Annotated in this window: 15 protein-coding genes and 3 pseudogenes; 14 read left to right on the top strand and 4 right to left on the bottom strand. The window is 49.1% G+C overall.

The window, feature by feature from the left end; translation table 11 throughout:
- Window positions 1-77 (top strand): annotated as a pseudogene (locus QOS10_RS10370) (IS200/IS605 family transposase); the annotation flags it as partial.
- A 23-nt stretch (window positions 78-100) separates the two neighbouring features.
- On the opposite strand, the gene QOS10_RS07920 reads toward QOS10_RS10370, so the two are convergent.
- Window positions 101-238 (bottom strand): hypothetical protein, encoded by a 138-nt coding sequence (locus QOS10_RS07920; protein ID WP_283594914.1) that lies wholly within the window; start codon window positions 236-238, stop codon window positions 101-103.
- A gap of 61 nt (window positions 239-299) precedes the next feature.
- Window positions 300-1,260: pseudogene (locus QOS10_RS07915) on the bottom strand (DNA-methyltransferase); the annotation flags it as partial.
- Window positions 1,261-1,526: 266 nt separating this feature from the next.
- Between QOS10_RS07915 and QOS10_RS07910 the strand changes: the two are divergent.
- From QOS10_RS07910 to QOS10_RS07850, 13 genes are all read left to right on the top strand, one after another.
- Window positions 1,527-2,165 carry an NAD(P)-binding oxidoreductase gene (locus tag QOS10_RS07910; RefSeq protein WP_408621588.1) on the top strand — a complete coding sequence of 213 codons (639 nt, stop codon included), beginning with the start codon at window positions 1,527-1,529 and terminating at the stop codon, window positions 2,163-2,165.
- A 13-nt stretch (window positions 2,166-2,178) separates the two neighbouring features.
- Window positions 2,179-2,643 carry an SDR family NAD(P)-dependent oxidoreductase gene (locus QOS10_RS07905; protein WP_283594912.1) on the top strand — a complete coding sequence of 155 codons (465 nt, stop codon included), beginning with the start codon at window positions 2,179-2,181 and terminating at the stop codon, window positions 2,641-2,643.
- Between the two features lie 49 nt (window positions 2,644-2,692).
- Window positions 2,693-2,956, top strand: a complete 264-nt coding sequence (locus tag QOS10_RS07900) for a Rossmann-fold NAD(P)-binding domain-containing protein (RefSeq protein WP_283594911.1) — start codon at window positions 2,693-2,695, stop codon at window positions 2,954-2,956.
- Window positions 2,957-3,104: 148 nt separating this feature from the next.
- Entirely contained in the window at window positions 3,105-3,380 is a 276-nt protein-coding gene (locus QOS10_RS07895) for a hypothetical protein (RefSeq protein ID WP_283594910.1), read from the top strand.
- Entirely contained in the window at window positions 3,380-3,694 is a 315-nt protein-coding gene (locus QOS10_RS07890) for a hypothetical protein (RefSeq protein WP_283594909.1), read from the top strand. The genes QOS10_RS07895 and QOS10_RS07890 overlap by 1 nt, the downstream gene beginning before the upstream one ends.
- Window positions 3,695-3,822: 128 nt before the next feature.
- Window positions 3,823-4,761 carry a nucleoside hydrolase gene (locus tag QOS10_RS07885; RefSeq protein ID WP_283594908.1) on the top strand — a complete coding sequence of 313 codons (939 nt, stop codon included), beginning with the start codon at window positions 3,823-3,825 and terminating at the stop codon, window positions 4,759-4,761.
- Between the two features lie 118 nt (window positions 4,762-4,879).
- Window positions 4,880-6,595 carry an IS1096 element passenger TnpR family protein gene (locus tag QOS10_RS07880; protein WP_283594907.1) on the top strand — a complete coding sequence of 572 codons (1,716 nt, stop codon included), beginning with the start codon at window positions 4,880-4,882 and terminating at the stop codon, window positions 6,593-6,595.
- 319 nt (window positions 6,596-6,914) lie between these two features.
- The gene (gene ribB, locus QOS10_RS07875) at window positions 6,915-7,577 is read left to right on the top strand and encodes a 3,4-dihydroxy-2-butanone-4-phosphate synthase (protein ID WP_283594906.1); all 663 of its coding nucleotides are present in this window, start codon (window positions 6,915-6,917) and stop codon (window positions 7,575-7,577) included.
- A gap of 236 nt (window positions 7,578-7,813) precedes the next feature.
- Window positions 7,814-8,224, top strand: a complete 411-nt coding sequence (locus QOS10_RS07870) for a hypothetical protein (RefSeq protein ID WP_283594905.1) — start codon at window positions 7,814-7,816, stop codon at window positions 8,222-8,224.
- Between the two features lie 110 nt (window positions 8,225-8,334).
- Entirely contained in the window at window positions 8,335-9,003 is a 669-nt protein-coding gene (locus tag QOS10_RS07865; protein ID WP_283594904.1) for a type 1 glutamine amidotransferase, read from the top strand.
- A gap of 133 nt (window positions 9,004-9,136) precedes the next feature.
- Complete coding sequence (locus QOS10_RS07860; protein WP_283594903.1) at window positions 9,137-10,669, top strand: glutamate--cysteine ligase; 1,533 nt, start codon at window positions 9,137-9,139, stop codon at window positions 10,667-10,669.
- 201 nt (window positions 10,670-10,870) lie between these two features.
- On the top strand, window positions 10,871-11,800 hold the full coding sequence (locus tag QOS10_RS07855; protein WP_283594902.1) for a lactate/malate family dehydrogenase: 930 nt from the start codon (window positions 10,871-10,873) through the stop codon (window positions 11,798-11,800).
- Window positions 11,793-12,371: an LOG family protein gene (locus QOS10_RS07850; RefSeq protein ID WP_283594901.1), complete on the top strand. Its 579-nt coding sequence runs from the start codon at window positions 11,793-11,795 to the stop codon at window positions 12,369-12,371. The genes QOS10_RS07855 and QOS10_RS07850 overlap by 8 nt, the downstream gene beginning before the upstream one ends.
- Window positions 12,372-12,408: 37 nt before the next feature.
- Here QOS10_RS07850 and QOS10_RS07845 read toward each other — a convergent pair whose 3' ends face one another.
- Entirely contained in the window at window positions 12,409-12,771 is a 363-nt protein-coding gene (locus tag QOS10_RS07845) for a DUF4828 domain-containing protein (protein WP_283594900.1), read from the bottom strand.
- A gap of 312 nt (window positions 12,772-13,083) precedes the next feature.
- A pseudogene (locus tag QOS10_RS07840) lies at window positions 13,084-13,816 on the bottom strand (RNA-guided endonuclease InsQ/TnpB family protein); the annotation flags it as partial.
- Window positions 13,817-13,886 lie beyond the last annotated feature (70 nt).

Genomic DNA, 13,886 nt, shown 5'->3' with positions numbered 1-13,886 from the left:
TGAGCAAGGAAGTTGTCGAGCAATACATCAACAATCAAAAATACAACGAAACTAAAAAACGCCCTAACGGGCGCTAACGGGGCCTATCCATCCACTAAAGTCACGGGATTTCCGGCCAAACATCATTAAATTGCCCTGTAAGTAGATTGCTTAATTCCTTTTTGTCAGTTATAGCTTGGACATCATCAGAGCTAAAAAAGGTTAATATTTCGATTAATTTCTTTTGAATTTTGTTCATCGTTAAGGCCATCCTTTGCATTAGTACTTTTTGCTTTATCACTATCTACTTTCTTGGCCTTTGCATTTTTCTTTCGTGCTATTGCCTGCTGTGCAGCTAGTGTATTTCGTTCCCAGAATACTCCATCCGTATATCCCTGGATGCTCTTGTCGTTGGTAGCCTTCAGCAAGCGGTAAGCCCCCCAGGCGGGTGTACAATCGGCTCTGTTCAATACCGACATAGTGGCGGTTGAGCTTCTTGGCGGTGACCAGGCTGGAACCAGCGCCTGCAAACGGGTCAAAGACGATGTCACCTTTGTTAGAACTGGCTAGAATAATCTTAGCGAGGAGCTTCTCTGGCTTTTGCGTCGGGTGCCCGGTGTTTTCGGGCATTGACCAATAGGGGATGGAAATATCGTCCCAGAAGTTGGAGGGCATGGTATCCCGGAAGTTTCCGCTCGCAGTCGCTTCCCAGTCCTTGGCTTTCCCGTTTTTCCTGTATGGCGCAATCACCCGCCGTCTGAGTTTGACGGCATCGACATTGAAGGTGTAATCGTTTTTGTCATTAACCAGGAACCACACGTCTTCCATCCCGTTCTTCCAGTTGGACAAGGAACCGCGTCCTTTTTCGCGTTGCCAAGTGATCCGGTTCTTGATCACAAAATTCTTTTCGAGAATCGGCGCAATCACGATACTGGTAGTCCAATCAGCAAAGACATATAGACTAGCATTGTTTTTTAACTTAGGCTTGACTAGGTTAATCCACTTTTGTGTATACTCTTGGTAATCATTGTCTGTCATCTTTTTGAAGTTCATTCCGTCGTACTGCTTGTTAATGTTGTAGGGGGGATCAATCAAAGCGAGATCAACAAAATTATCGGGTATTTCCTGCATAATCTTGAAGGAATCGCCATTAATGGTTTGATTAATGATGCTGTCTAATTGTGATAGATTATCATGTTCATCCTTGATGCTTTCCAGGACGCCTGCCGGTGCATCTTCAAGTGAAAAATCAATCGTTTTATTACGCTTGGATTTAGCCATAAGTTACCTCTTCCTCAATACACTATTTGTACTAATGTTATTTTCGTTAAATATATTATAAGTATAGTCGATATACCAAAAATCATTGTGGATTTTATTATACCAGACACGGGATAATAGATTGCAATACATTAACCTTAACTTTCTGCATACTATCGGCTATGCACACGTTGTATAGCGGTATGACTATTAAGTAATATCTTAATTCAAAAATAGCGCCTACACTTGTTATTAGTAATAATTTTAGATGAGTAGGTGAAATGAAAATGAAGATCTTTATTGCCGGGGCAACTGGCCGTGTCGGAACGAAATTGACGTGCGACTTGATTGAAGACGGGCACGAAGTCATTGCCGGGGCTCACCACCCGGAGCGGGTCATGCAAAACGACCACGTGACGCCGGTTAAGCTTGGCCTCCACGAGAACGTCGAAGAAATGCGGCCGGCGCTTGGCGACGCTGACGCAGTTTACTTTACCGCGGGTTCGGGGGCCAAGGACTTGCTGCAGGTTGATGCCTTCGGGGCGGTCAAGCTCATGCAGGCGGCGGCTAAGAATGGGATCAAGCGCTTCGTGATGCTGAGTGCGCTGTTCTCGCTGGAACCGACGCGCTGGCGGACGGTCAAGGGCTTGGATGGTCTGACCGACTACAACATCGCCAGGTTCTTCGCAGACAACTATCTGATCCATGATACTGATTTAGACTACACGATCCTCCAGCCGACGGCGATGACTGATAAGCCGGGAACCGGCAAGATCACCGTTGACGATGGCGAGTTCGGCGACAACCCGGCCGATGACGTGGCCAAGACCCTGGCCGATATCCTGAAGTACGACAACACCAGCCGCAAGATTATCAAGATGCGGGAAGGCAACACCCCGATTGATGAAGCACTGAGTCAGGTTTGAGGAGGAATTGATGATGGCAAACTGGTTAGTAACGGGCGCCTCTTCCGGGATCGGCTACGGAATCGCCATGGCAGCATTGACGGCCGGCAACCGGGTCGCGGTAACGTCCCGGTCATTGGCAAAACTTCAGAGGCTGACGGAGCAGTACCCCCAGCAGTGTTTTCCAGTGGCTCTAGAGCTGAGTGATGATGACTCAATTGCACAGGCTATCGAGAAGCTTGATGATTTTGGACCGATCAACGTGCTGGTGAACAACGCCGGGCATGGTTACCGGGCTGCGGTTGAAGAGGGAGAGGACGAACGGATCCGTGAGATTTACGCCACGAACTTGTTCGGGCCGGTCAAACTGATCCGGCATTTTCTGCCCCACATGCGGCACCAACACCGCGGGGCGATCATCAACATTTCCTCGATTGCGGCGGTCCAGTCGGGTATCGGTTCCGGCTACTACGCCTCGACCAAGGCAGCCCTCGAGTAGATCTCCCGGGCCCTGCAGGGGGAGGTCACTAGCCTGGGTATTCAAGGTCATGGTAGTTGAACCCGGCGGCTTCCGGACGGCATTCTACGGGGACAACCTCAAGGGAACCCAGAAGGATATCGCTGATTACAAGGCGACGGCCTGGAAGACCCATAAGGAAAACGTCAAGAATGATCATCGCGAACCTGGTGACCCGCTCAAGGCTGGAAAGGTGATCGTCGAAACGATTGCTAAGGATGACCCGCCGAAGACGCTGCTTTTGGGTAGTGACGCGGTGGCGTTTGTCAGTGGCCAGCTCAAGCAACGGCTATAGGAGATCGCTGATTGGCAAGATGTAAGTAAGAGAACTGATTATTGATATAAAAGGCATGGTTGCGGTACTTGACCGGATCATGCCTTTTGTATTTGGCATCTGGCGATTAGAATAGGTGTTAGTAAACAGGTAAGGAAGTTCAAGTGAGATGCGTGAAATACCGATTAAGCAAGCCCGGGAGATCCTGAAACAGGCCTTGAAAGGGCAGGGTAACCAGTGCGTGGCCTTATTCACGAAGAAGAAAGATCGTTCGCTGACGGTGGTTATTCATGATGAGGAGCTGACTTTAATTGAACAGGGCTATATTGATGGGACGCGTGTTTATCGGCTTGGCGACAGTCAGGCTAAACATGAGCTAACAAGTGCCTTCAAACGTGAGTTCCCGCGGAGCCATCAGTTGTATATGAGCCAGGTGAAAGAGTGATGCAGATTGAATTTTATAATCGTGGATGCAAAGCATTCTTCAAGAAGCATGGTCAGCGGAAAATGATCGAGAAGACCATTGCAGCGGCGATCGCTAAAGAAGTGGCGACGGGGATGACCAAGGTGAAGTTAGCCAGTCACCAGCGGATCAATGGTCAGAACGTTTATGAGTTCCGCCTGAACCTCGGCAAGATTGGTTCAACGCGCCTGGCATTTTCGGTTGCTGGAGATCAGGCAGTGGTTTATTTCATCACTACTCACCTGCAGAAGGCGACCTTTAGTACTGAATTTGATCATCTTATTGGTGGCATCTGAATAGGGTGTGGAGGGGGAAATCCCCGTTTAAAATTTCCCGGGAAATTATTTTCTCTTTGTAAAACGTTTTAGAGAAAATTCACTTCTGAGAACATGATATACTCGTCCTAGTAAAGGAGGACCTTGTCATGAAAAATGTTTACTTTGACCACGATGGAAATGTGGACGATCTAGTATCACTGCTACTGTTGCTTCAGGTTCCAGATATCAAGCTGCTGGGAGTCGGTGTTGTCGATGCGGACTGCTATGTCGACCCGGCCGTAGAGGCTTCGCGGAAGATCATTGATCGCTTTAACCAGCGCCATGATCAATTGGCAGTTGCCAAGTCCGATTCACGGGCCCATCACCAGTTCCCATCTAACTGGCGGTTGAGTTCTTTCTCGTTCGATGCCTTTCCGATGTTGAACGAGTCGGGGACGATTAAGACACCACAGGCAGATAAGCCAGCCCACCTGGACATGGTGGAAAAGATAATGGCGGCAGATGGCCCGGTTACACTGATCATGACTGGCCCACTGACGGACCTGGCTCGGGCATTGCAGGCCAATCCGGATATTCAGGACAAGATTGATTGTCTATATTGGATGGGGGGCTGCCTCGATGGGCACGGCAATGTTAACGAACTCGGCTTTGATGGGACGGCCGAGTGGAACGCCTTCTGGGATCCGGAAGCGGTCAAGACGGTCTTTGACTCCAAGCTGAAGATTCAGATGGTTGGTCTGGAGAGTACCGAGGAGATTCCGCTAACGAAAGAACTGCGCTTCCATTGGGCGAGCCTGCGTAAGTACCCGGCACTTGATCTGATTGGTCAGGGCTACTCACTGGTATTAGCGGACGAGGCTGACTCGACATACTACCTGTGGGATGTGCTGACGACTCTTTCAAGTCTGTATCCCGACCTGGTTACCAAGACCCAGGAAACGGCGAAAGTTGAAACCGCGGGACGGGCTGCTGGTCGGACGTTCAAGGATCCAGCTGGCCGGCCGTTGACCCTGGTCACCAGCGCCGATAAGGAAGCCTTCTTCAAGACAATGGATGACCTGGCGAAGTCGGCTCATCTGGAGTAAAGTATAGTAACTAAAAAGTGGCTCTAAGTATTCGAATTGTTTTCGAGTATTTAGGGCCATTTGTGGATTGTAAATGATATACTTTGAAAAACACCCGTAGATTATGAAGGAGAACACAATGACACAGATTAACTTTGGTGATGACCTAGCAGATCAACTGAGAAATGAGGTAGGGGCGCAGGCAAAGAAACCATTCAAGACGTGGTACATCAGTCCGGTGACCCTTGGTAAAGGGTCGTACTACCTATATGTTGAAAAACTAACGGGCTTGCCAATTATTACCCAGAAACTATCTACATTTACGTATATCTTTGAAAATGTTCTTCACGAACTGGGCTTCCTAACTGCCAAGCAACAGGAACGGATTAATCGGATTGTAACGGAAACTATCCAGTATCGCTATAATCCGGATGAGACTTCTCCATTGATAGCGGAGTATAAGCAAGCCATCAAGAAGCACCAAGAAGAACTGACTGAGGGACTTACTGATGAGGCTAAACTTCACTTACCGGAGAATGACTTGATGAGTGATTTCTCCTTGAGTTTGTGTGCCCTTCTCGATGAAAAGCACGAAATCCTAAAGCATTTTTGTCGGGTAGCCAATGATGTAATCCCAATTAAGATTGGGAAGCCGCGTCCGGGAACCAGTTATTGTACAATTACCCCGCAGTTCCGTGATCCCCGTGACTGGGAAAAATTTATTGGTCAGGACCCTGCAAAGAATCACCAAACGGTCTTGGCAATTCAAGACAATAACGTAAAGATGATTGAGCAGTTTTTTACGACAGAATATGGTAAGACCATTAAGAATCGAGATGCAGCTGAAGACGTGCTGGGTCGTTTCTTGAATGATTTCCTATTCCATGATCAGATTGATCTGGTAACGACGAATCTGGCAGCGGTAAACCAATACTACTGGGATATCCTTGTGGACGGCCCAAACAAGTTCCCAATGGATGTCCTTGACCGCTTCTTTACTTTCTTGAGTCATGCAGGAATCGTCAATAAGCCGGCCGCCGAGCATGTTGCTGAAAACCTGCAATATGCCTTCGATACTTTTACGGGGGCGAACGAGGTGTCTTATGATGCGATGAATGAGATGCTCGCTAACCATCCCCAAATGATCGATGACGACTATGATCTGATTATGGATGCGATCGATCGGGGAGATTTTCCGGAAAGCTTTCGGGATACTTTAGCAGAATTCGATGCTAATAAGAAACAGGCTAAAGTTGCGAAGGTTCGTTATACTAATCCAGCCCAAGTTAAGATGACGTATAAAATCCGCGTTACGTTAGCCGACTTTACGCCCCAGATGAGCCGGGTATTCTATATCGCTGGCGATCAGTCAATTGAAAACTTGCAGACGGTAATTATTGATATCTTCCACGGTTACTTTGGACCTATGTTTGACCTCGTGAATGAAAAAACGGGGGATTGCTATATGTCACCATTCTTCTTGGGGGATGATTTCCCGCTTCAAATTGATGCTCCGGATGACGTAATTGATGCAAGCAAGGCTACGGTTTCCATACTAAACAAGGGTGATCAGCTCGTTTTAACCTACGATTATAATGATGATTGGGAGTTCAATGTGACGGTTGAAGAGCTAGTTCCGAATTATGTTGGCTATCAGCCGATCGTCAGTGAGGCAAAGGGTTACGGAATCATTGAGGACATCGGTGGCACCGGTGCATTGAAGGAGTATTATTGCAAGTACCAATGTGGTGACGTCGATCCGGACTTCAAGGAATGGCTCGGTGGCGAGTTGATTGACCTGGACTCAGTTGATATTAATGAACTCAATCTTGAATTACGCGAGGATGGAGAATAGGACTAGTATTGTTTTTGCTTAGTGGCTTCGGAATTGCTAGCGGCATGACGCTGACAAGCCTAGGACAATGCAGCTGCTTGTTATTTAGGACAGTGCTGCGGAAATAATTCATTAAAGGCCCTCAGCAGATGATGGTGTTTCATTGGCTGGGGGTATTCTTATTCCATCACAATAAGCGAACTTTATATTTTAATATCTATAAATAGTTCATAAATTATTATGAAATGGGTTGATTTTAGCTATAATGTTCGCTATCATAATGACACATTCGAATGTTGTTGTCTTATTGCTTAGCGAATTTCAAAGGAGTCATTCAATTATGCAGAGTCAATTTTCAACCGTCGAAGAAGCATTGGACCAATTGGTAAACGGTGGCTACATTATCCTTGCTGATAACGAAGACCGGGAAAACGAGGGTGACCTGGTTGCGTTAGGGGATGGCATCAAGGCTGATACGGTTTATGAGATGCTGAAGGAAGCCAACGGGCTGATGTGCGTGCCAGTGAGTGAAGGTATTGCCCACCGCTTGGGCTTTAAGAAGATGGTGGAACACAGTACGGATCCGAACCAAACACCGTTCATGGTTACCACTGATGGAACCTACGAGGCGACTGGCGTAACGACCGGGGTATCAGCCTATGACCGTGCGGCAACTATTCGTCAGATCGCCAAGCCAGATGCTAAGGCTACCGACTTCAACCACCCTGGTCACATCCAGCCACTTTATGCTCAACCCCATGGCCTGCGCGACCGGATCGGCCATACGGAAGCAGCAGTGGACCTGGCATACTTGGCCGGCAAAGCACCTGTTGCGGTGATCATTGAAGTACTGAAGGAAGACGGCACGATGGCTCGTCGCGACAGCCTGGCTGAACTTGCCCAACGAGTTCACGTTCCATTCCTCACCATCAGTCAAATCATCGAATACCTTGATGCTAAGGGAATCGACTACGCTGCTAGCTTGGCAAAGGTTAATGCATAATTGATTCTAGATAAAATTATTCACCTATAAATAAGAACCTCTCCTTTCTTACTTATGACTACCGGTAAGGAAGGAGAGGTTTTTTAAGTTTTAAAAATTATGAGAAGTCTTTATCTTTATATAGTAGGAAAGCTGCGATAAAATCAATTGGTTTTTCGATGCTGCTAAGTATACGTTGATAGTGAGCAACCTTCTAAAGTAGACTTGAGGAAAAGTATTGGTGAGGAGATTATAAATTGAACTTACGTAAGACAGCACCATGGTCAATCCCCGACCACGCCACCTGTCAGGTACAGATGAAAAGCGGCTACCGCCAAATTAAATATACCTGGCGGCATGCCGGTTGGTGTTACGAAGCCCGCTGGCACGAGCGCACACCAACCGCCCAGTTGATAACTTACCCGAGTTGGCGACTGGACCGAGTCCGTCCGGGGAAAGGTTATGGCCCTGATGCAACCCCGCGGCTTGCAGAAACATGGGCTGGCGATCATTGGTTGCCAGTCAGTCGAATACGCTATGCGGCGGCCCGCTATCATCACAGATCCGCAACACCAACTGACATTGCCCTGCTCAAGGCAACCCATCCGGCAGCCATTGAAAATCATTTCCCGGGAAATAAAGTCATTGACTCCAAGCGTAGGATGTAATTTGGAGCTTCATCATTACCTCCTCACAAATACTGTGTTAAAATAATGCCATCTTAGGTACTTGCAGGCGATACCTAGCCCAACATTGCCGTCGATGGAAAGGATTAAACATGCGGATTAATGTTTTGCAACACACACCAAACGAGGGACCCGGTTCAATCCAGGATTGGGCCCACGCGCATGACCACGAATTCTACGTTTACCATCCCTACCAATTCGGCAACCTGCCAACCGCTAATGAAACGGACCTCTTGGTAGTGCTGGGCGGCCCGATGAGTCCCAACGATGACCTGCCGTGGATCAAGCAGGAGCGGGTCCTGATCCGCAAACTGCTCGACCAGCATAAGCCGATCTTCGGGGCCTGCTACGGTGCCCAGCAAATTGCCAAGACTCTGGGCTACCAGATCGGCAAGGCGCCGCACAAGGAGGTCGGCTGGGCGCCGGTCTATCACCAGACAGATGCTATCCCAGGCATTCCGGACCAGCTGACGGCTTTGCACTGGCATGAGGAAATGTTCCAAGTACCGGACGAGGCCCAGTTGCTGTTCTCCAGTGACCTGGTCAAGAACCAGGGCTTTTTGCTGGGGGATAACGTGATTGGTCTGCAGTTTCACTTCGAGCCATTGATCGATAACGTTCGTGAGATGGCGGTCAACGATAACCAATACCCGCTTGACCATAACGATCTGCACCAGACACCGCAAGAAATCATCGATCACGGGGTTCCAGCGGCCAATAAACAGGTAATGTTTAAGCTGCTGGACTACATTACAAAATAAAATAAGGGAACGACATCTGCTAGTCAGCAGGGCCGTTTCTTTTTATATCAGGGAATTAAATTAAAATCTTGCTCATTATATCCCAAAAGTGTTACAGTTGATTGCGAGATAAAAAGATGGGGGTGGAAAAGCGATGACTGGAAAATACGATGCGATCAAGGCAGCTCTGAATGAGCCCGCCATGAACGCTAAGATGTTCGCCTGTCGCTTTGGATTGGAAGTAAAGAAACACCGGGTGTTAACGAATGGACGGGCCAGCCGCTACCCGTACCCGGTAGACCTGCGATCCCGGCAGCACAATTTATACCTAAACTCTGGTTACACCGACGACATGCTCGACTTTGAGACCGAGCCGGTTGTCGGCAGTAAGCGAGCCGTTCGTCACCTGAAGGTTCTGGAGCAGATCATGATCGCTCACTTGCACGATGACGAACGCCTCTGGCCGCTGAGCATGGCCCCGGCGCCGCTGTACCAAAACGACCTGGATTTTCTGAAGACCGACTTCAGCAAGCCTTGGGACCAGGCCAACCATGACTATCTAGGCAAAAAATACGGGATTGCTCAGGAAATTCTGGGAGACGTTCACGTCAACTTCAGTCTGGACAATGACCTGGTGAAGGAACTGTACGAGCGCTTCTATACTGACCGTTATTCGAGCCAGACTGATTTTCAAAACCACCTCTACTTCAAGCTGGCTCAGCGCTTCTACCTCTACCAATGGCTCTTCACCTACCTCTTCGGTGCCAGCCCGGTCACTGAAGACATGCCCCAGAGCTTCCCGGACGACCTGCAACTGCCGGTCCGGAGCCTGCGGTGTAGCAATTATGGTGACGATAACCTGGCGACGGAGCAGGTGACCTACGCCTCGCTTGAGGAGCACTTTGCCCAACTCCAGAAGTACATCGACAATGGCAACTTCTACAGCCTGAAGGAATTCTTCGGCCCAGTGCGGATGCGGCGGCATAATCACGATAACAACGACTTGGCGGGGATCCTCAAGAATGGGATCAACTACTTGGAATTCCGGAATTTTGACCTGGATCCGCTGTCCCGGACGGGGATTAGTGATGACACGATCAACTTCCTGGAACTTCTGTTGCTGGACAGCCTGGTGTCACCGTTGCCGGATAACCTAGCGCACCGGCTGGTTGAAGCCCGGAAGCTCAACAATGAGGTAGCTCTTCAGAAGGCCAAGGACGAAACAGACTGGATGAAGCAGGCAGCTAATGAGCTGATGCTGGAACTCCAGAAATTCGTTGAGGACTTCAATGCTCCTCGTGAATATCGCTTAGCCCTGACCTTTGCCCAGCGGCGGATTGATGATCCATCACTGACTATCAGCGGTCAGTTGGCTGATCAACTGGAGAACGGTAACCTGCTCTCGTTTGGCCTGAAAGTTGCCAACGACCGCTACACGGCCAACATTGGCTACCAGCACCCATTGCAGGCCCTTAGCGGTGAATACTCCGATGATGCCCAGCGGCTGGTTCGGGCGGCAATCGAGCTTGGTGTTCACACCCGCTTGGAGCCGACGGAGATTGAACTGTCCGTGGGCGAGCACCGTGAAACCTACGAGCCGGACGGTCAATTTGACTTTAGTAAGGGACCGCGCGAGTTTGTCTTCAATGTTTTCCCTGAGGCACGGGCCTTTCAGGAAGAACAGTAATTTGAATTTAACGGGGAGGGAGCGAGACAGAAGTCGTTCACGACTTCGTCTTCGAGCCCCCGCGAGCACAAATAGGCCTCAAGCGTTCGGAGGAGTCGGACACTTGAGGCCATTTGTGTACCGCGTTGTAGAATTTTGCTTGATATAGGGGGAATTATGGCATAATCTTTTTTAATTTCCCGGGAAATAAAGGTGAGAGAAATGAGTAAGATTGGAATTATTGGCTTAGGACACGTTGGCCGCCTTTTGGCCCACCAGCTGACGATGACCGCAACAACCGACGAACTGGTGCTGATTGACCAGGACGACCAGCTGGCATTGGCGCTCCAGACGGACCTGCAGGATGCCGCGACCGCTCTGGCAAGCCGGCCAAAAATCGTGATTCAGGACTACGCCGCTTTGGCAGATGCGCAGATCATCGTGGTGGCGGTGGGGAAGAGCAGCCTGATTGCAGACCAACCGATGGCCGAATTGGCCTTCAACCATGATGTCATCAAGCAGGTGGCAGCTCAGGTTAAGACCAGCGGCTTTCACGGCCTCGTCCTCAACCTAGCCAACCCCAACGAAGCTGTGACCGCCTACCTTCAGCAGCAGTTGCTCCTGCCGCCTAAACAGGTTCTGGGGATCGGCACGGTCTTAGAGACGGCCCGCCTGCACCGGGCAATCGCCGCGGCTGCCAAGCTATCATCTGCCAACGTGACGGGCTTTGTCTACGGTCAGCACGATGGGCAGCAGGTCTTTGCCTGGTCGACTGTCCGGGTCAATGGCCAGGCACTCGACCAGACGATCAATGGCCGGCACTTGGACCAGCAGCATTTGAAAATCAACGCTGACCTCAGCAACTGGTATACCTTGCAAGGGCTGGGCTACAACGCTAGTGCTGCCTGTGCTTGGGCCGCTCGGATCGTCCGGGCGATCCTAACTGACGAGCAACTGGCCCTGCCGGTGGCGATCTTCCAGCCGCAGTATGAGGGCTATGTCAGTTTCCCAGCGCTGATCGGCCGGCAAGGGGTTGGCAACCTGCTGCTGCTCGATTTATACCCGGTCGAACTTGCCGGAATCAAAACCGCCGCTGCGACGATCAATCAGCAGCTGGCGGCATTGCAAAGGATGGATGATGAGAATGATTAGAAGATTAGCAGTATATTGTGGTGCCCGGGACGGCCGTGATTCCCGGTATCAGGAGGCGGCTTACAAGCTTGGCCTGGCCATGGCCAACCACCAGATTGAACTGGTTTATGGTGGCGGCCAGTACGGCCTGATGGGGGCGGTTGCTCAGGGAGTTCTCGACGGGCATGGGGTTGTCCATGGAGTGATCACCAAGCAGCTGGCTGGTCGCGGCGTCACCATGGCGAACGTGACGGACCTGCACCTGGTTGATAGCATGGATACCCGTAAGGAGATGATGATGAAGCTTGCCGATGGGATGCTGGCCCTGCCCGGCGGCCTGGGCACGCTGGAGGAGATCAGTCAGGCCGCTTCCTGGATGACCCTTGGCGATAACGAGAAGCCGGTGGCTTTTTACAACCTCAATGACTTCTACGCACCGCTGCGGGACCTGCTGACGGAAATGAATAAAGCTGGCTTCCTGGAACAGCGCTACCTGACGAGCCTCTACTTCAGTGCCGACTTTGAACAGATCTTGCACTTTATGAATGGCTACCAGGCCCCGTTGCGTCGGCAGTACAAGGATAAAAAATAAATTTAAAAATAAAAAAGCCGTAACAACGGCTGGCAAATTATTTTAACGGTTGAATGGTGTAAACTTGGTCATCGGCTTCGTCCATCAGTGAAACAGGCCGATTTTCGTTGGCACGAATGGTAATGTGGTAGCCGAACTTGTCGAGGAAGACCAGCTTGTCAGCCTTGATCTGCTGAACGGTTGCCGGAATTGGCTGGTTGTCGATGCCAAGCTTTAATTCAGGAGAAATGGTGATTTTATGGGATCGATCGCGTTCCTTATCGTAGTATTGCCAAGTGCCGGTATAAAAGATTGGTAACGCGGTCGTAGTGTTATTTTTCTTCGCGTGACTGAACCCAAAAGTACTGCTGAGTCCAGCCATCAGTCCCGCGCCGAAAAGTAACATTCCCTTTTTCTTCATATTTCATCAGTCTCCTCAATTAAGTGTGTGATAAGTCAAATTAAGCTTCAGGTTTATTATACACATATTTGTATTATAAGAAGATTTCATTTCTGTTAAAATCACGCAATAATTGGTAAAATTAGGTGTAAGCAAAGTCAACCACCACCGCCTAAAGCCAGTGGCTTGTGAGCTGGAACTCCTAGCGAATTCCAGACCACAATTTACATAGATACAGATAACTTGCCTGACCAGCCGGAGTTGGAATCAGGCAGCGGTCATCTAATTACCAATGTCTTTTAGGTCCCCAGGTCGCCATAGGGACAATTACGATTACGCTAATTTAGCAAGTCCTTTATCAAGGATATTTTTTGCCGCATTCCAATCTCGAATGTGGTGAGCGTCACAACTTGGACATATCCACTCACGGTCAGCTAATGTTAGTCTTAGTATTATTAGTTCCCATTACAAAGTCACAATCATCACAAGTCTGTGTAGTATTTTGGAAATTGACAGTCACAAATTGATGCCCATATAAATCAGCCTTGTAGGCCAACATACCAAGAAAAGTCCGCCAACCGACGTCAGAAATGCTAAGGGCTAATGTGTGATTTTTGAGCATATTTCTACTCCGCAATTCTTCAGCTACTACTAAATCGTAGTTCTTGATGAGTGCAGTAGAGAGTTGTTGGAGAAAGTTATGCCGTTGATTCATTACTTTGGCGTGGAGTTTAGCGACTATTAAACGTTGCTTTTGATAATTTTTACTATCCCGTAAAGGACGATGCGCTTGCTTAGCACGTCGCTGGCGTCGAGATAATATCCGCTGTTCCTTAGCTAGTTTATCCTTAATGGTGCGGTAATAGCGTGGATTAGGAACAACATGGCCCTTGCTATCCGTTAAGAAATTATCGGTATTAAGGTCAATTCCGATGGATCCATGATTAGCCTTATTAGGTGATAAAAAAGGAGTATCTGACGCTAACTGCATAGAAATAAAGAACCGATCGGCCGCATCTTTAGTCAATGTCACCGTCCCAATTCTAATTTCTATATCACGCTTTAATGATGTTTGGCCGGAAATCCCGTGACTTTAGTCATGGGATGGATAGGCCCCTTTAGCGCCCGTTAGGGCG

Source organism: Limosilactobacillus galli (genome assembly GCF_947381495.1).
GTDB classification, from domain to species: domain Bacteria; phylum Bacillota; class Bacilli; order Lactobacillales; family Lactobacillaceae; genus Limosilactobacillus; species Limosilactobacillus galli.
Note: the sequence above shows the minus strand (reverse complement) of the source record. Positions and strands in the feature narration are given on the sequence as shown.